We start from the raw sequence: 17,828 nt of genomic DNA on the forward strand, positions 1-17,828 counted from the left end.
GACGTAGGTGCCTGCGATCTTGTGCCGGTACCACTTGCCGCTGAAGGGCGGCTCGGTGGCGGAACACCGGCACACCGCATATTGCTGCGGCGTCAACTCGGCACGCCATTGGTCGTCGCTCTTGCCCGTTTTCTGCTCGCTCATGCTGAATCCTTCTCCCGGCGTGCGCTATCCAACTGCCGTCCACGAGGCCTTTCTGCTAGTTTTACGAGCCTCACAGCCGACAGACTGCCATCGTGACGCCCAAGCTGCCTCCGCGCCACCTGCCCCCTCGCCGCCTGCTGGCGGTCGCCGCTGCCCTTGCCTTGTTCGGTGGCCCGGTTGAGGCCCAGTCGGCAGCCGAAGCGCAACCCGCACCCAGCCAGCCCAGCGCCCCCACCACGCCGAGCGTGGCGCCGCCGGCGGCGTCGAACTGCCCGCTGGGCGCGTTCCGCTGCCCGACGCGGCCGCTGAACTACAACATGTGTCGCCCCAACGCGATGCTGTCGTTCTACGACCCGACCATGAGCAAGGACAGCTCGGTCCGCGAGACCTCCAATACCTATGTCGCCGCCCAGCGCGTGGACAGCTCCAACCAGAGCGTCTATCACCTGGAAGGCGACGTGAAAATGGACCGCGCCGACCAGCGCATGCAGGCCGACGTCGCCGACTACAGCGACGACACCACCGACTACGACGCGCGCGGCAACGTGCGCTATCAAGAAGTTGGCCAGCTGGTGTCGTCCGACCATATGCGCGGCAACCAGGATGCGAGCACGTCGATCGCGGACAACGTCAGCTACCAGATGCTGACCAATCGCGGCAACGGCGTGGCCACCCAGGGCCAGATGCTGGACGACCAGCGCAGCCGTTATTTCAACGCCACCTATTCCACCTGCGACGTGGGCAACCACGTGTGGGAAATCCATGCGAAGGACATCCGCATGGACAAGGAAACCGGCGAAGGCGTGGCGCACGACGCCACCATGTACTTGTACAACGTGCCGTTCTTCTGGCTGCCCACGTTCACCTTCCCGATCAACGATGATCGCAAGAGCGGCTTCCTGACCCCGACCGTCGGCAACTCCAGCCGCTCGGGTTTCATGATCAGCGCGCCGTATTACCTGAACCTCGCGCCGAACTACGACGCCACGCTCGACCCGCGCATCTACACCGATCGCGGCGTGATGCTGGCGAGCGAGTTTCGCTATCTCGTACCGGGCAGCACGGGCCAGGTGAACCTGGAGTTCCTGCCGCATGACAACGGCGCGAACGATCCCGACAGCACGGAAAACACCAAGGGCACCGATCGCTGGTTGCTGAAGCTTTACGACTCCACCCATCTGTACGGACCGTGGTCGCTCAACGCAGGCATCAACCTGGCCTCGGACCGCAACTATCTGCGCGACTTCGGCAACGACTTCTATACGACCACGACCAGCCAGCTGACTTCGTCGACGTATATCAACGGCGCGGGCAAGTGGGGCGCAGCGTTCTGGAACGCCAGCTTCGGCGCGGACTACTACCAGAATGCCGACTACTCGCTGCCGGACACGTCAGTGCAGTACAAGCGCTGGCCGCGCGCGACCTTCAACGTCGACTACCCGATCAACCGCTGGTTGGACGTGGGCGCCAATACCGAAGCGGTCGCCTTCCGCAAGGAAGACTCCGTCGAGGGCAACCGCCTGGATCTCTATCCGTACATTCAGGCCGATTTCCGCGGTGCAGCCTGGTTCGTAAAGCCCAGGGTCGCATATCGCTACACGGGCTACGACCTCACCGGCAACACGCAGCAATACGGTTATTACGGTCTACTCAGTTCCGGCACGACGTCGCCGTTCACCAGCAACTCGCCAAGCCGCTCACTGCCCATCGTGAGCGTGGACAGCGGCCTGGTGTTCGATCGCAGCACGTCGCTGTTCGGCACGGGCTACACGCAGACGCTTGAGCCGCGCCTGTATTACCTCTACGTGCCGTACCGCAACCAGAACAACCTGCCGTTGTTCGACACCAACCTGATGTCGTTCGATACCTGGGAGCTGTTCACGCCCAACACCTTCTCCGGCGCCGACCGCCAGGAGAACGCGAACAATCTCAGCGCCATGTTGACCTCGCGCTTGCTGGACGACAACGGCGTGGAGCGCCTGTCGGCGAGCTTCGGCCAGATCCGCTATTTCACCCAGCAGCGGGTGCAGATCCCCACCACCAACAACACGGCTCCGGCACCCACCAACTGGTCCGGCTCCGACTACATCATCGACCTCACCACCCAGCTCAATGACGACTGGAAGTTGATGTCGCAGTACCAGTGGAACCCGAATCTGGATCTCACGGACCTGGGCGCCATCACGCTGCAAAAGCGCATCAAGACCGACGGCATCCTCAATTTCTCCTACCGCTACCGTCGCACCCCCGGCACGGAACTGCCCCTGCTGGAACAATACGACGCTTCGATTGTCTATCCCGTCTCCGACCGCTGGCGCCTGATCGGCCACTGGACCTACTCGGTGCTCGACAAGAAGACCGTGGAGGCCCTGGCCGGCGTGGAGTACGACAGCTGCTGCGTGGCCCTGCGCCTGGTCGGCCGCCATTACGTCAATACCTACGACTACACCACCACGCTTGGCTCGGCCAACACGGCGATCATGTTCGAGGTGGAGTTCAAGGGCATGGGCGGCTTCACCGGCCAGTCGGAAAACGCCATCCGCAATGGTATTCTTGGTTATCAATAACTTCCCCTATCGCCCACGGCGATCGAAGGCCCCGTACTGATGAAGCAGCCTCTCGCGTTGTTCCTGCTCGCGGTCGCCACCGCGACCGCCCTGCCCGCCCATGCCCAGCTGCTGCCCCAGGCCGCAGGCCAGGGCAAGCAGCCGCTCGACCGTATCGTGGCGGTGGTGGACGAGGGCGTGATCCTGCAGAGCGAGCTGAACGAGGCCGTCCGTTCGGTCCAGCAGCAGTACGCCAGCAATCCCGGCCAGTTGCCGCCGATCGACGTGCTGCGCCGCCAGGTGCTTGACCGTCTGATCCTGATGAAGCTGCAGGTGCAGCGCGCCGACGACCAGGGCATCCGCGTCTCCGATGCGGACGTCGACCAGGCCGTGAACGCCGTGGCGCAGCAGAACAAAATGACGCCGGAGCAGCTGCGCGCCGCCGTGGAAGCGGACGGCAACAGCTTTGCCGCCTTCCGCCGCCAGCTGTCCGACCAGCTCGTCGCCCAGCGCCTGCATGACAGCGTGGTGCGCGACCAGGTGAGCATTACCGACAGCGAAATCAACAACATGCTGGCCAGTCCGTCCTACAAGGCGGGTGAGGTCCACCTGGCTCACATCCAGGTGAGCCTGCCGGCCGGCGCCACCGCCGCCGACATCAAGGCAGCTCAGGACAAGGCCAACCAGGCCGTCGAAGCCATCAAGGGCGGCATGGATTTCCACGCTGCAGCCATCCGCTATTCCGATGCACAGGACGCGCTCGATGGCGGCGACCTGGGCTTTCGCCGCATGGACGAGATCCCGCCGGCTTTTGCCGATGCGGTCGGCAACATGAAGGCGGGCGATGTCTCGCCGGCCATGCGCGGCCCCACCGGCTTCCACATTCTCAAGCTCATTGAGCAGCGTGCGCCGAGCCGCCAGGTGGTGCAGGAATACCACGCCCGCCASATCCTGATCCGTCCCAGCGAACTGCTGACCGCCGAACAGGCTCACCAGAAGGCCGAGGACATCTACAGCCGCCTGGTCAACAAGCATGAAGACTTCGCCAAGCTGGCGAAGGAAAACTCCAAGGACGACACCACCGCCAACAATGGCGGCGACATGGGCTGGTTCATGCAGAACGACTGGGGCTCGACCATTGCCCAGCACCTGGGCGAGCTGAAGGACAATCAGGTGTCCCCGCCGTTCCAGAGCGAAGCGGGCTGGCACATCCTCGAGCGCCTGGGCACCCGCCAGAGCGACCGTACCGATGAGTTGTCGCGCAACCAGGCACGCCAGGCGATCGGCAACCGCAAGGCCGAGCAGGCCTATGAGGATTACCTGCGCGACATGCGTTCCGGCGCCTATGTGAACATCCTGGTGCCCGAGCTGCGTGACCCCAACGCGCCGCAGCCCGAAAAGTCGTCCTGAGGTCGCATTGAAGACCCAGACCCTGCCCCGACTGGCCATCACCGCAGGTGAGCCAGCGGGGATCGGTCCCGAGCTTGTCATCCGATTGGCCGCCACTCCGCTGGCGGCCAATTTCGTTGCGGTGACCGATCGCGGCCTGCTTGAACGCGCAGCCCGGCGCTGCGGGCAAACGGTCGAGCTGATCGACGACGACGGCAGCGACATCGTCGAGCGCCAGCCCGGCCAATTGCGCGTCCACCACATCGCGCTCGGCGCCACCGAGACACCGGGCACGCCCGATCCTGCCAATGCGCAGCACGTGCTCGCCACCTTGGCTGAGGCGGCCGATGGCTGCCTGCAGGGTCGCTACGCCGCCATCGTCACCGCGCCGCTCCAGAAGGCCTCGATCAACGAAGCCGGCATACCCTTCAGCGGCCACACCGAATTCTTCGCCGAACGCGCGGGCGCCGAGGTAGTCATGATGCTGGCCAGCCCGGAGCTGCGGGTGTCGCTGGCCACCACGCATCTGCCGCTGTCGGCCGTACCCGCCGCGATCACCAGTGAGGCGCTGGTGCGCGTGCTGCGCATCGTGCATCGCGAGCTGCGTGAAAAGTTCGGCCTGGCCGAGCCGCGCATCGCCGTGCTTGGACTCAATCCGCATGCCGGCGAAGGCGGTCACCTCGGTCGCGAGGAACTGGACACCATCATCCCCACGCTTGAAGCGCTGCGCGCCGAAGGCATGCAGCTGCTGGGCCCGCTGCCCGCCGATACCGCCTTTGTGCCGGCGCTGCGCGGGCGCTACGACGCGGTGCTGGCGATGTATCACGACCAGGCGCTGCCGGTGCTCAAGAGCGAAGCGTTCGACCGCACGGTGAACCTCACGCTTGGCCTGCCTTTTATCCGCACCTCCGTCGACCATGGCACGGCGCTTGATCTGGCCGGCACCGGTCGCGCGGATCCGGCCAGCCTTATTGCAGCAACAAAGATGGCGCTTGAGCTCGTGGCACGACGCCGCGACATCGCGCAAGGACAAGCATGAACGCCCGCCCCAAGAAAAGTTTCGGCCAGCACTTCCTGCACGAGAAGCGCTATATCGAGCGCATCGTCAGCGCCATCTCGCCGCGTGCGGATGATTTCGTGGTGGAGATCGGCCCCGGTGAGGGCGCGCTCACGCTGCCGCTGCTCGCGGCGGCCGGCAAGCTCACCGCGATCGAGCTGGATACGGATCTGATCCCCGGCCTGCAGGCGCGTGCCGCCAGCGTCGGCGAGCTCAGCATCATCCATTCGGACGTGCTGAAGGTGGACATCACCGCGCTTGCCCATCGCCATGGCGTGGAACGGCTGCGCGTTGCCGGCAACCTGCCGTACTACATCTCCAGCCCCATCCTGTTCCATTGCGTGGAGCACGCCGCCGCGATCCAGGACATGCACTTCATGCTGCAGAAGGAAGTGGTCGATCGCATGGCCGCGGAACCCGGCAGCAAAGTCTATGGACGTCTGTCCGTGATGTTGCAGCTGGTCTGCCGCGTCGAGCCGCTGTTCGTGGTGCCGCCGGGCGCCTTCCGGCCGCCGCCGAAGGTGGACTCGGCCGTGGTGCGACTGGTGCCGCTGGGTCCCGATCAGTTGCCCGATGCCGATCCCGAGCGCATTCATGCCATTGTGAAGGCCGCTTTCGCGCAGCGCCGCAAAACGCTGAACAATGCCCTGAAGAACGTGATGGACTCCAGCGCCATCATGGCCGCCGACGTGGACCCCAAGGCCCGCGCCGAAACACTTTCACCCCAGGACTACGTCCGTCTCGCCCGTGTTCCGCACGGTTGATACGCGACCCGTCGCTCGATGGCCCCCGATGCCATCGAGTGGCCTGCAGCTTTACCCATGCGCCCCGACAACCCGTACAATCGGGCCATGAATGAAAGATCTTCCTACACGATCGACGTGCAGGTCGAACCCCGCTTTGTCCCCGACCAATCTCGTCCCGGCGACAACCGCTACGTTTTCGCCTACACGATCACCCTGCACAACGCTGGCGATATCGCCGCGCGCCTGTTGACGCGTCACTGGGTCATCACCGACGCCAATGGCAAGGTCGAAGAAGTCACGGGTGAAGGCGTGGTGGGCGAGCAGCCGTGGATCCGTCCCGGCGACGAATACGAATACACCTCGGGCGCGGTACTGGAGACCTCGGTGGGCATCATGCAGGGCAGCTATCAAATGCTGGCCGATGACGGCACCCACTTCGAAGCGGCGATCCCGCCGTTCACCCTGTCGATTCCACGTACCCTGCACTGATGGCTACGTACGCAATCGGTGACGTGCAGGGCTGTCATCCCGAACTTGTACGCCTGCTCGACAAGATCCGCTTCGATCCCTCGGTGGACAAACTGTGGTTTTGCGGCGACCTGGTCAATCGCGGCGGACAGTCGCTGCAGACGCTGCGGCTGATCCACAGCCTGCGCGAGCAATCGGTCGTCACACTCGGCAACCACGATCTCAGCCTGCTGGCGATCGGCCAGCGCCGCCCTGAAGCGCAGTCCAAGGTGAATCCGGAACTGCGCGAAGTGCTGTTTGCCGACGACGCGCCGGTGCTGCTGGAATGGCTGCGCTCGCAGAAACTGCTGCATCACGACGAGCAGCTCAACTGGACGATGGTGCATGCGGGCCTGGCGCCCATGTGGACGCTACGCCAAGCCCAGCGCTCGGCGCAGGAGATCGAGCGCGAACTGGGTGGCCCGCGCCATCCGCGCCTGCTGAAGAATCTGTTCGGCAATCGCCCCGCCGCATGGAACAGCCGCCTGCAAGGCGTCGAACGCATGCGCGCATCGATCAATACGCTCACGCGCATGCGTTACTGCGACATCCAGGGCCGCATCGACTTCGAAAGCAAAGGTGTGCCCGGCACGCAAAAGCCCGGCATGTATCCGTGGTTCGAAGTGCCCGGCATGCGCCGGCGCGAGACGCGCATCGTCTGCGGCCACTGGTCGGCGCTGGGCCGTTTCGCGGGCATCGGCATCTACGCGATCGATACGGGTTGCGTCTGGGGCGGACAGCTCACGGCGATGCGCCTGGACACCGAAGAACCGCAATACATCACCGTCAATGCCGAGCCTTATCGAAAGAAGGTTCCTGACGGGGATTGAGCGTTGCGGGAGCGCACCCTGTGCGCGACTGCGGCGTCGTGATGTTCATTGCTCCGTTGGCTGTCGCGCACAGGGTGCGCTCCCACAGACAAGCAAGACAATCCTGAGCAGAAAAAACCCCGCTTTCGCGGGGTTTTTGTTTATCAGCTGAGCTGACCGTGGCAATGCTTGTACTTCTTGCCAGAGCCGCAGGGGCAAGGATCATTGCGGCCGACGCGCGGCCCGTCCTGATCGGACGTACGGGCCGGCGCGGCCATGCTGCCGGCGGCCACCGCCTCGGCATCCATGCCCAGCGCACCCACCGGCGCACCACCACCGCTCGCCAGCATCTGGCGTTGCAGGCGGTCGGCCAGGCGCTGCTGCTCGGCTTCCATCGCGGCGACTTCTTCCTCGCTGCGCACGCGCACGCGCGCCAGCATCTGCACCACTTCTGCCTTGATGCGGTCGAGCATGCTGGAGAACAGCTCGAACGATTCGCGCTTGAACTCCTGCTTGGGCTGCTTCTGCGCATAGCCGCGCAGATAGATGCCTTGACGCAGGTAATCCATGCTCGCCAGGTGTTCCTTCCAGGCGTTGTCCACCACGCTCAGCATGATGTGCTTTTCAAGCTGGCGCATGGTCTCCACGCCGGTCTGCTGTTCCTTGGCCTTGAACAGCTGCTCGACCGCCTGGCGCACGTGCTCCAGGATCATCTTGTCGTCGATCTCATGCTGCTGATCGATCCAGGCCTTCAGATCGATCGACAGGCCGAACTCGCTTTCCAGCTCGCGATCCAGACCTGCGATATCCCACTGCTCGTCGATGCTGTCGGCCGGCACGTGGCGACGCACCAGTTCGGTCACCACATCGTCGCGGATGTCGGCGATCGTGTCGGACACATCGTCCACCACCAGCAGTTCGTCGCGCTGGGCGTAGATCACCTTGCGCTGGTCGTTGGCRACGTCGTCGWACTCCAGCAGGTGCTTGCGGATGTCGAAGTTGTGCTGCTCGACCTTGCGCTGCGCCTTTTCGATCTGGCGGCTGACCATGCGGTCTTCCAGCGCATCTTCTTCCTTCATGCCGAACATGCGCATCCAGCGACCGACCCAGTCGCCCGCGAAGATGCGCAGCAGGTTGTCTTCCAGCGACAGGTAGAAGCGCGATGAACCCGGATCGCCCTGACGGCCCGAACGACCGCGCAACTGGTTGTCGATACGACGCGATTCGTGACGCTCGGTACCCACGATGTGCAGGCCACCGGCAGCGAGCACCTTCTCGTGCAGCTTCTTCCACTCGGCCTTGGCCTTGGTGCGGTCGGCGTCGCTGGCGTCTTCCGGCAGCAGCGCAAGCGCCGCTTCCAGGCTGCCGCCCAGCACGATGTCGGTACCGCGACCGGCCATGTTGGTGGCGATGGTGACGGAACCCGGCGCACCGGCCTGCGCCACGATGTGCGCTTCGCGCTCATGCTGCTTGGCGTTGAGCACCTCGTGCGCGATCTTTTCCTTGCGCAGCAGGTCCGACAGCAACTCGGACACTTCGATCGAGGTGGTGCCTACCAGCACCGGCTGTCCGCGCTTGTGGCAATCCTTGATGTCCTCGATCACCGCGCGGTACTTGGCCTGCTGGCCAAGGAAGACCATGTCGGCGTTGTCCTGGCGGATCATCGGCTTGTGGGTGGGGATCACCACCACTTCCAGGCCGTAGATCTGCTGGAATTCGTAGGCTTCCGTATCGGCCGTACCGGTCATGCCGGCCAGCTTCTTGTACATGCGGAACAGGTTCTGGAAGGTGATCGTGGCGAGCGTCTGGTTCTCGCGCTGGATCGGCACGCCTTCCTTCGCTTCCACCGCCTGGTGCAGGCCATCGGACCAGCGACGGCCCGCCAGCGTACGGCCAGTGAACTCATCGACGATGATCACTTCGCCATCGCGCACGATGTAGTCGACGTCGCGGTGATAGATCGCATTGGCGCGCAACGCGGCATTCAAGTGATGCACGACGGCCAGGTTCTTCGAATCGTACAGGCCGCTGTCCGCGTCGATCACGCCGGCCTGGCGCAGCAGTTCGTCAGCGTGCGACATGCCCTCTTCGGACAGATGCACCTGCTTCTGCTTTTCGTCGACGAAATAATCGCCGGCGGTGTCTTCCTTCTCCTGGCGGATCATCTTCGGCACGATCTTGTTCACCGCCAGATACAGCTGCGGGGAATCTTCGGCCGGGCCGGAAATAATCAGCGGCGTGCGCGCTTCGTCGATCAGGATGGAGTCGACTTCGTCGACGATGGCGTAGTGCAGGCCGCGCTGGTAGCGCTGGTCCTTGCTGAGCGCCATGTTGTCGCGCAGGTAGTCGAAACCGAATTCGTTGTTGGTGCCGTAGGTGATGTCGGCCGAATAAGCCACGTGCTTGTCGGAGTGATCCATGCCCGGCCACACCACGCCCGTGCTCAGTCCGAGGAAGCCGTACAGCTTGCCCATCTGCGCCGAGTCGCGGCGAGCGAGGTAGTCGTTCACGGTGACGACGTGCACGCCCTTGCCTTCGAGGGCGTTGAGGTAGACCGGCAGCGTACCGACCAGGGTCTTGCCCTCGCCCGTGCGCATTTCGGCGATCCGACCCGAATGCAGCACCATGCCGCCGATCAGCTGCACGTCGTAGTGGCGCATGCCGAGCACGCGCTTGGCGCCCTCACGCACAACGGCAAAGGCTTCCGGCAGCAGCTTGTCCAGCGCCTCGCCGCCGGCGACGCGCTGCTTGAACTCGTCCGTCTTGGCGCGCAGCGCCTCGTCGCTCAGCTTCTCGAACTCGGGTTCCAACGCATTGATGCGCGCAACATTTTTGGAGAGCTGGCGCAGCACACGTTCGTTGCGGCTGCCAAAAAGGCTCGTCAGGGCACGATTGAGCATCGATCTTCCGGATCTAAGATTCATGAACGGCCTGCCGGGCAAATCCAGGCAGGACGAAAGGATTGATGATACTAGGGTCGGCGGGCTATCCCAAACGGCGCGTCACTACAGGCATCGGCCGGCACCGAGACACAGCATTCCCTTGCGGGTACGCCGCAGACTCCCCCGATCATCGTCCCGTTCATGGAGTGGCGGCACGCCAGAAAGCTTTCAAGGGCGGCCTCAGCCACCCTTATGGGCGCGCTCAGCGATGGTTCTTCACAAAGGCCAGCGGATTGACCACGCGGCCCTTGTACCAGACCTCGAAATGCACATGGGAACCGGTGGAACGACCGGTGGAACCGGCCTCGGAGACCACGTCGCCAACGTGGACGCGCTGGCCCGGGCTGACCTCCAGCCTGCTGTTGTGGGCGTAGCGGGTCATGTAGCCATTGCCGTGGTCGATCTCGATGACCTCACCGTAACCCGTGCGCTCGCCGGCGTAGGTGACCATGCCCTCGGCCACCGCGTGGACCGGCGTGCCCTTGGGCGCCGAGATGTCCAGACCCGTGTGGTAGGCGCTATGACCGCTGAACGGGTCCGGGCGACCACCGAAATAAGAGGAGATATAGCCTTCGACCGGCATCCCGGTGGGCTTGAGATTGGACTCGATCTTTGCGTCCAGCAGCAGACTCTGCAGGGCCGAAAGCTGCGCCTGCTGGCTGTCGAACTGACTGGCCAGCTGGTTGATGCTGATGTCCAGGTTCTGCGGCAACGAGTAACCGCTGTCCGCGCTGTCTTCCTCACCGCCGACCGCCGGCTGCTCGTCGAAATTGAATTCGCCATCGTCCAGCTTGCCGACCTGGGTCAGGCGCTCGCCCAGGGCATTCAAACGGGTGGACTGCGCCTGCAACTGGCCCAGCTTGACCGCCAGCGCGTCGATATCGCGCTGAGCGTCCTTGCGTACCCCGCCCAGCTGCGCGTTCTGCTGCTGCACCTGTTGCCGAAGGCGGCGAATTTCCGCCAGCGCCCGGTCATGCGGACTGGCCACCGCCATGGCCACGGCGCCACCCAGACCCGCACAGGCGAGTACGCCAGCGGCAGCCACCGCAAACAGGCGCCAGCGCAGGCGTCGATCGGCGAGGTTCCAGGTTTTCGGCACCTTTTTGGTGCGGGACACAAGTATGATTTGCATATTGTTCTACGTCAGAAGATGTCGGCATCCATGCAGCGCGATGACTCAAAGCCTTATCGCCGCTCCGGTTCCGGCCTCAAAGCCATTACCGATTACGGCCCGATTGCCTCACTGGCCCGCAAAGCCCGTGAGCTTGATGCCTTGGATCGTGCACTGCGCCAGACGTTACCGTCACCACTCCGCGAACAGGTTCGCTTCGCCAACCTGAAAGACGGACGCCTCGTTTTTCTGGCTCCCTCGCCGGCTCTGGCCGCCAGGCTGCGCCTGCTCCAGGCGCAAATCCTCTCGACCGCACGTGCCGTAGGCACGTACGCCAGTTCAGTCACCGTGAAAGTGGCCCCCCAACCACCGACAGAAATCGTGCCGGATCGGTCAAAACCGCTTTCGCCAGCTGCGGCCTCTCACTTGAGAGCCGCCGCAGCCTCAACCACAGACCCCGAATTGCGGGAACTGTTCCTCGAGTTGGCGTCCATCGCCGAAGTTTCTGATTCCCGATCCGACGAAACCCCCTGACGCCGGGTTCCGGCTTGCTACTCCATTGACGCACTTCCCAGGCACCGGCCCTGGGGTCGGTGCTCATGGGTTTATACCACGCCCCCACGGACCCGATAGACCCTGATGTCATCAGTACGTGAACAGCTGCCAATAGAAGGCGCGAGGTATATCACAAAACGAACGGCCGCGTCCCTGGGACGCGGCCGTTCAGTTTGTTCAGGTTTGTCGGGGACTTAGCCGATCGCGAGGCGATCAGATCGCCTGTGCCGGGTGGGCGTAGGAGATCGGCGAGGTGGCCGGATCGTCCGCGAAGCTGACCTCTTCCCAGGCCGTGGCGTCGGCCATCAGGGTGCGCAGGAGCTTGTTGTTGAGCTCGTGGCCCGACTTGTGGGCGTAGTAGGCGCCGACCAGGCTGTGGCCGAGCAGGTAGAGATCGCCGATCGCGTCGAGGATCTTGTGCTTGACGAACTCGTCCTCGTAACGCAGGCCGTCTTCGTTGAGCACGCGGTAGTCGTCGAGCACCACGGCGTTGTCCATCGAGCCGCCGAGCGCGAGGTTGTGTTCGCGCAGCATTTCGATGTCGCGCATGAAACCGAAGGTGCGAGCGCGGCTCACTTCCTTCACGAAAGAGGTGGTGGAGAAATCGATTTCGGCACGCGAGGTGCGCTTGCTGATGATCGGGTGGTTGAACTCGATCGAGAAACCGACCTTGAAGCCTTCGAACGGCTCAAAGCTCGCCCACTTGTCGCCGTCCTGCACCTTGATCGGCTTCTTGATGCGGATAAAGCGCTTGGCGACGTTCTGCTCTTCGATGCCGGCCGACTGCAGCAGGAACACGAAGGGACCGGCGCTGCCGTCCATGATCGGCACTTCCGGAGCGGACAGGTCGACATAGGCATTGTCGATGCCGAGGCCCGCCATCGCCGAGAGCAGATGCTCCACCGTCGAAACGCGGACTTCGCCATTGACGAGCGTGGTCGAAAGACGCGTGTCGCCGACGTTGTCGGGGCGTGCGTAGATTTCGACCGGCGGATTGAGATCGGTACGGCGGAACACGATGCCCGTATTGGGGGCAGCGGGGCGAAGCGTCATATACACCTTGTCGCCGGTATGCAGACCGACGCCGGTGGCGCGAATGATGTTCTTGAGCGTACGCTGCTTGATCATTTTTTTGGTACCTGTAAGGGGCAGCAGCCAATTTAGGGAACGGATGCTAACACAGTCTTAACCTGTGAAAAGGCGATCCGCGCCACACACACTGTTCACCCTTTCATGCTCCTTTCATTCACGAACGATTTCCGTTCGTGGGGTGCGCAGCACTTATCCAAGTACTTTCAATGACTTAACTGAAGCGCAACGCCCCGAACCGGGACGGGATCCGGTTTCGGGGCGTCGGACCAAGCCAGGAATCCATCCTGGCCGGTCATGCTCATCCGTGAGGCATGGCCCTACTACTCAAGAACGAGCACCGGAACGCCGTCAGTCAAGCCACCTCCCGCCCCGAAGGGCGGAAAAGCGGACTCGGGCAAGGGTTCCGCCGAGGCGGATCCCATGCGCGATTCGTTACTGACAAGTGAAACCGGCGATTTGTTCAATTTTTCTTCAAATTATTTGCCCAGTCAGCTTGTTCAGTCCGCCTGACGACGCAGGAACGCCGGAATGTCCAGGTAATCGAAGCTGGGGTCGGCGCTCTTGGCCGGGCCACCGGTCTCGACGCGGCTGGTGGTGGTGACCTCCGGCTGGGCGTAGTCGACCACTTCGTTGCCGGTGCCGGTACGCAGCACGACAGGACGCGGACGCTGGCGCATCTCCACCTGCTGGGCAATCACCGGGCGCTGCGGCTGACGGGCGGCGGTGGCGCGGTTGAGGCCGGTGGCCACGACCGTGACGCGCACGTCGTCCTGCATTTCCGCATCGAGCGAGGTGCCCATCACCACGGTGGCGTCTTCGCTGGCGAAGTCATGGATGATGCGACCGATCTCGTCAAATTCGCGCATGGTCAGGTTGGGACCGGCCGTGACGTTGACCAGGATGCCGCAGGCGCCGTTGAGATTGACGTCTTCCAGCAGCGGGTTGTTGATGGCGGCCTCGGCGGCAGCCTGGGCGCGGTCGTCGCCACGGGCGGTGCCCGAACCCATCATCGCCATGCCCATCTCGGACATCACGGTACGCACGTCGGCAAAGTCGACGTTGATCAGGCCCGGGGCGGTGATCAGGTCGGCGATGCCCTGCACGGCGCCCAGCAGCACGTCGTTGGCGGCCTTGAACGCATTAAGCAGCGTCACTTCGCGACCGAGCACCGACAGCAGCTTCTCGTTCGGCACGGTGATCAGCGAGTCGACGTGCTGCGACAGATCCTCGATGCCCTTGGCGGCGACCTGCATGCGGCGGCGACCTTCGAACGGGAACGGCTTGGTAACCACCGCGACGGTGAGGATGCCCTTTTCCTTGGCGAGCTGGGCCACGACCGGGGCGGCGCCCGTGCCGGTACCACCACCCATGCCGGCGGTAATGAACACCATGTCCGCGCCTTCGAGCATTTCCTCGATGCGCTCGCGGTCTTCCAGTGCGGCCTGGCGGCCCACTTCCGGATTGGCGCCGGCACCCAGTCCCTTGGTGACATTGGCGCCCAGCTGCAGGTGCGTACGCGAGCCGCAGCTCTTCATGGCCTGCGAATCGGTATTGGCGACGACGAACTCGACGCCTTCGATGTTTGCATTAAGCATGTGTGCCACGGCATTTCCGCCGCCGCCGCCCACGCCGATGACCTTGATTACTGCATTGGGTGCGAGTTTTTCGATGAGTTCAAACATTTCCCGTCCTCCGTAGAGCATCGTTGTCGTTGTAACCGCGGGTGCTGACATTCCTGTCGCCCCGAGGTGGCGGACGAACATCCATTCGTCCTGGGCCAGGCCTCATGCCCTGCCCAAATCAAAAATTCTTGGTAATCCAACCGCGCAACTTGTCCACCAGGCCGCCCACGCTGCCGCCGCTGGGTCCGCTGACGCGCATGCCGCCCGAGCGCGAGCCATGCAACAGCAGGCCCACGCCGGTGGAATGCAGCGGATTGGCGACGACCTCGCCCAGGCCGCTCACGTGCTGCGGCACGCCGATGCGCACCATCTTGTGGAAGATCTCCTCGGCCAGCTCGAGCGCACCTTCCATGCGCGACGCGCCGCCGGTGAGCACCACGCCGGCCGCCACCAGGCTTTCGTAGCCGGAGCGGCGCAGCTCGTCCTGCACCATCTCGAAGATTTCCTCGTAGCGCGCCTGCACCGACTGGGCCAGCGACTGGCGTGCGAGACGGCGCGGCGGACGATCGCCCACGCTCGGCACCTGGATGGTTTCCTCGGCATGCGCCAGCTGCGCCAGCGCGCAGGCGTACTTGATCTTGATCTCTTCGGCATGCGCGGTCGGCGTATGCACGCCATAGGCGATGTCGTTGGTCACCTGGTCGCCGCCCACCGGCAGCGACTTGGTGTAACGGATCGCGCCCTGTGTATAGATGGCGATGTCAGTGGTGCCGGCGCCGATGTCGACCAGGCACACGCCCAGCTCGCGTTCGTCATCCGTCAGCACCGACTTGGCACTGGCGACCGCCGACGGGACCAGCTCGTCCACCGTGAGACCGCAGCGCTGGATGCATTTGCTGATGTTCTGCACCGCCGCGGCAGCGCCGGTGACCAAGTGCACGCTCGCTTCCAGGCGCACGCCGCTCATGCCGACCGGCGAGCGGATGCCATCCTGGCCGTCGATGCGATATTCCTGCGACTCCTTATAGAGGACCTTGCGGTCCGCCGGGATCGCCACGGCGCTGGCGGCTTCGAGCACTTGCTCCAGGTCGCCCGGGGTCACTTCGCGATCGCGGATCGGCGCGGTGCCGTGCGAGTTCTTGGTTTCCAGGTGGCTGCCGGAGATCGAGGCGTAGACCGAGCGGATATCGCAGCCTGCCATCAGCTCGGCCTCTTCCACCGCGCGCTGGATGGAGTGCACGGTCGATTCGATATCCACCACCGAGCCGCGCTTCATGCCGCGCGACACGTGCGTGCCGATGCCGATCACTTCGATCGGTTCGCCAGGCTCGTACTCGCCCACGATCGCCACCACTTTCGAGGTGCCGATGTCGAGGCCGACGACTAGCTGCTTGTCGTTCTTGGTCTTCATGTGCGGGGTGAGCCTCCAGCGTTCACGGTGTTCGCCTGGGGCGGCCATCGAACGGCAAATCCATTGGTGTATCGAAGATCGGCATAGGCGAAGCCCTCGGAGTGGCCCGCCATCAGTTGTGGGTAGACATCGAGGAAACGGCGCAGGCGACGGCCCGCCTGCTCGCGATCGCCGATGACGATCTGTGCACCGCTGCTCGTGGTGAGACTCCAGCTGCCACGCTCGGTGAGCGAGACGCCGGTGATTTTCAATTTGGTATTGGCGAAGGCCTTCTGCGTTTCCGCGTAGAAGCTCACCACTTCGGCCAGGCGCGCATCCGGTCCGCGCAGATCCGGCAGATCGCTGTTGGCCGACACGTCCGGCACGTCGAACACCAGGCCCTGGCGGCTGATCAGCTGCTTCTCGTTCCAGCGCGCAAACGGCTGGCGCTCGTAGATGCGCAGGATCAACGTGTCGGGCCAGCGCTTGCGCGCCTCCACCGACTCCACCCACGGCAGCGCGGCCACGGCTTTCTGTACACCATCGAGATCGAGCGCGAAGAACCCTTTGCCGAGGCGCGGCATGACCACCGAACGGAGCGAATCCTCGGTGACATGCTTGAACTCGGCTTGCACCATCAACTGGGTCACCGGCCAACGATTGGCCGCAAACCATCCGCGCAGCACGCCGACGATCGGCAGCGCCACGAGCGCGATGGCCAAAACCCAGGCAACGAGGCGGACGGTTCCCCTCACACGCCCTCCCGGAAGCTCGTTTCCAGCACGCGCCAGCACAGCGTCTGGTAGTCGATGCCGGCGACGGCGGCCGCCTTGGGCACCAGCGAATGCGAGGTCATGCCCGGCGCGGTGTTCACTTCCAGCAGCCAGTTGCGGCCCTGCTTGTCGCGCATCACGTCCACGCGGCCCCAGCCCGAGCAGGCCAGCGCGTCAAACGCACGCAGCGCCAGCTCCTGCATCTCGCGCTCGTCGTCGCCGCGCAGACCCGGGCAGATGTACTGGGTGTCTTCMGCGATGTACTTGGCGTTGTAGTCGTAGTACTCGCCCTTGGGCACGATGTTGATCGTGGCCAGCACCTGGCGATCGAGGACGCCGACGGTGTACTCGCCACCTTCGATCAGCGTTTCCATCAACATGTCGCCGGGATACTTCTGCGCCAGCTCGACGGCGGCATCGAGGCCGCTTTCGTCGAACACGCGCGTCACGCCGACGCTGGAGCCTTCCCAGGCGGGCTTCACGATCAACGGGAAACCAATCTCGCGCGCAGCGGCATGCACATCGGCACCGCGCGGCAGCGCCTTGAACTTCGGCGTGGGCAGTCCGATCGCCTGCCACACCAGCTTGGCGCGGATCTTGTCCAGCGACAGCGCGGAACCCAGCACGCCCGAACCAGTGAATGGCACACGCAGCGACTGCAGCGCGCCCTGCAGCTCGCCGTTCTCGCCGCCACCGCCGTGGAGAATATTGAACACGCGGGCGAAGTGACCGGCACGTACGGCATCGAGCAGGGCCGGAATGCCGTCGATGGCATGCGCATCGACGCCGCGCGCCTGCAGCGCCGCGAGCACGTTGCGACCGGAATCCAGCGAGACCTCGCGCTCGGCCGAGCTGCCACCCATGACAACGGCGACGCGGCCAAACTGTGCGGGATCGGTAATCGTCTTGCTCACTTGTGGGTCCTCAAATGGCCAGCATTGGCCAGTTCCACCGCCGCCGCGCCGATATCGCCGGCGCCGAGCAGCAGCAACAGATCGCCGTCGCGCAGCAGCGCGGGCAGCGTTTCCTTGAAATCGCGCGGATGATCGATCAGCACCGGATCGACCTTGCCGCGTGCGCGCACGGCACGAGCCAGGGCACGGCCATCGGCGCCCGCGATCGGCGCTTCGCCGGCCGCGTAGATT

Annotated in this window: 14 protein-coding genes and 1 pseudogene; 7 read left to right on the plus strand and 8 right to left on the minus strand. The window is 64.1% G+C overall.

Features of this window, described 5'->3' with window-relative positions:
• Positions 1 to 236 precede the first annotated feature (236 nt).
• The 6 genes from AC1DMG_RS12315 (at position 237) to AC1DMG_RS12340 (ending at position 7,219) form a co-directional block, all read left to right on the plus strand.
• Complete coding sequence (locus AC1DMG_RS12315; protein ID WP_477174975.1) at positions 237 to 2,711, plus strand: LPS-assembly protein LptD; 2,475 nt, start codon at positions 237 to 239, stop codon at positions 2,709 to 2,711.
• A 39-nt stretch (positions 2,712 to 2,750) separates the two neighbouring features.
• Complete coding sequence (locus AC1DMG_RS12320) at positions 2,751 to 4,100, plus strand: peptidylprolyl isomerase (protein ID WP_477180564.1); 1,350 nt, start codon at positions 2,751 to 2,753, stop codon at positions 4,098 to 4,100.
• 7 nt (positions 4,101 to 4,107) lie between these two features.
• The gene (pdxA, locus tag AC1DMG_RS12325; protein ID WP_477174977.1) at positions 4,108 to 5,118 is read left to right on the plus strand and encodes a 4-hydroxythreonine-4-phosphate dehydrogenase PdxA; all 1,011 of its coding nucleotides are present in this window, start codon (positions 4,108 to 4,110) and stop codon (positions 5,116 to 5,118) included.
• Complete coding sequence (gene rsmA, locus AC1DMG_RS12330; protein ID WP_477180565.1) at positions 5,115 to 5,900, plus strand: 16S rRNA (adenine(1518)-N(6)/adenine(1519)-N(6))-dimethyltransferase RsmA; 786 nt, start codon at positions 5,115 to 5,117, stop codon at positions 5,898 to 5,900. The genes pdxA and rsmA overlap by 4 nt, the downstream gene beginning before the upstream one ends.
• A gap of 87 nt (positions 5,901 to 5,987) precedes the next feature.
• Positions 5,988 to 6,371, plus strand: coding sequence for a Co2+/Mg2+ efflux protein ApaG (gene apaG / locus AC1DMG_RS12335; protein WP_046972288.1), 384 nt, complete (start codon positions 5,988 to 5,990; stop codon positions 6,369 to 6,371).
• Positions 6,371 to 7,219 (plus strand): symmetrical bis(5'-nucleosyl)-tetraphosphatase, encoded by an 849-nt coding sequence (locus AC1DMG_RS12340; RefSeq protein WP_477174978.1) that lies wholly within the window; start codon positions 6,371 to 6,373, stop codon positions 7,217 to 7,219. Before apaG ends, AC1DMG_RS12340 begins: the two co-directional genes overlap by 1 nt.
• A 143-nt stretch (positions 7,220 to 7,362) precedes the next feature.
• Here the strand turns inward: AC1DMG_RS12340 and secA are convergent, their stop codons facing one another.
• The gene (gene secA / locus AC1DMG_RS12345; RefSeq protein WP_477180566.1) at positions 7,363 to 10,098 is read right to left on the minus strand and encodes a preprotein translocase subunit SecA; all 2,736 of its coding nucleotides are present in this window, start codon (positions 10,096 to 10,098) and stop codon (positions 7,363 to 7,365) included.
• Positions 10,099 to 10,342: 244 nt separating this feature from the next.
• Entirely contained in the window at positions 10,343 to 11,272 is a 930-nt protein-coding gene (locus tag AC1DMG_RS12350; RefSeq protein WP_477174979.1) for a M23 family metallopeptidase, read from the minus strand.
• 30 nt (positions 11,273 to 11,302) lie between these two features.
• Here AC1DMG_RS12350 and AC1DMG_RS12355 point away from each other — a divergent pair, with 30 nt between their 5' ends.
• A complete protein-coding gene (locus tag AC1DMG_RS12355) occupies positions 11,303 to 11,785 on the plus strand; it encodes a DciA family protein (RefSeq protein WP_441604401.1) in 483 nt (160 codons plus the stop codon).
• A gap of 234 nt (positions 11,786 to 12,019) precedes the next feature.
• Here the strand turns inward: AC1DMG_RS12355 and lpxC are convergent, their stop codons facing one another.
• The 6 genes and pseudogenes from lpxC to murC form a co-directional block, all read right to left on the minus strand.
• The gene (gene lpxC, locus AC1DMG_RS12360; RefSeq protein WP_046972236.1) at positions 12,020 to 12,934 is read right to left on the minus strand and encodes a UDP-3-O-acyl-N-acetylglucosamine deacetylase; all 915 of its coding nucleotides are present in this window, start codon (positions 12,932 to 12,934) and stop codon (positions 12,020 to 12,022) included.
• A 461-nt stretch (positions 12,935 to 13,395) separates the two neighbouring features.
• Positions 13,396 to 14,580 (minus strand): cell division protein FtsZ, encoded by a 1,185-nt coding sequence (gene ftsZ, locus AC1DMG_RS12365; protein WP_441604402.1) that lies wholly within the window; start codon positions 14,578 to 14,580, stop codon positions 13,396 to 13,398.
• Positions 14,581 to 14,698: 118 nt separating this feature from the next.
• Positions 14,699 to 15,931: a cell division protein FtsA gene (gene ftsA / locus AC1DMG_RS12370; RefSeq protein ID WP_121882535.1), complete on the minus strand. Its 1,233-nt coding sequence runs from the start codon at positions 15,929 to 15,931 to the stop codon at positions 14,699 to 14,701.
• The gene (locus tag AC1DMG_RS12375) at positions 15,928 to 16,665 is read right to left on the minus strand and encodes a cell division protein FtsQ/DivIB (RefSeq protein WP_441604403.1); all 738 of its coding nucleotides are present in this window, start codon (positions 16,663 to 16,665) and stop codon (positions 15,928 to 15,930) included. The genes ftsA and AC1DMG_RS12375 overlap by 4 nt, the downstream gene beginning before the upstream one ends.
• Positions 16,662 to 17,597: a D-alanine--D-alanine ligase gene (locus tag AC1DMG_RS12380; protein WP_441604404.1), complete on the minus strand. Its 936-nt coding sequence runs from the start codon at positions 17,595 to 17,597 to the stop codon at positions 16,662 to 16,664. The genes AC1DMG_RS12375 and AC1DMG_RS12380 overlap by 4 nt, the downstream gene beginning before the upstream one ends.
• Positions 17,594 to 17,828 (minus strand): annotated as a pseudogene (gene murC / locus AC1DMG_RS12385) (UDP-N-acetylmuramate--L-alanine ligase); the annotation flags it as partial. The pseudogene murC and the gene AC1DMG_RS12380, both read right to left, overlap by 4 nt.

The sequence above is a fragment of the Dyella sp. 01N36 genome (genome assembly GCF_056399745.1).

Coding starts and splice junctions, on each gene's coding strand:
- rsmA (WP_477180565.1), top strand. CDS start 5,115: ATGAACGCCCGCCCCAAGAAAAGTTTCGGCCAGCACTTCCTGCACGAG.
- apaG (WP_046972288.1), top strand. CDS start 5,988: ATGAATGAAAGATCTTCCTACACGATCGACGTGCAGGTCGAACCCCGC.
- AC1DMG_RS12340 (WP_477174978.1), top strand. CDS start 6,371: ATGGCTACGTACGCAATCGGTGACGTGCAGGGCTGTCATCCCGAACTT.
- AC1DMG_RS12350 (WP_477174979.1), bottom strand. CDS start 11,272: ATGCAAATCATACTTGTGTCCCGCACCAAAAAGGTGCCGAAAACCTGG.
- AC1DMG_RS12355 (WP_441604401.1), top strand. CDS start 11,303: ATGCAGCGCGATGACTCAAAGCCTTATCGCCGCTCCGGTTCCGGCCTC.
- lpxC (WP_046972236.1), bottom strand. CDS start 12,934: ATGATCAAGCAGCGTACGCTCAAGAACATCATTCGCGCCACCGGCGTC.
- ftsZ (WP_441604402.1), bottom strand. CDS start 14,580: ATGTTTGAACTCATCGAAAAACTCGCACCCAATGCAGTAATCAAGGTC.
- ftsA (WP_121882535.1), bottom strand. CDS start 15,931: ATGAAGACCAAGAACGACAAGCAGCTAGTCGTCGGCCTCGACATCGGC.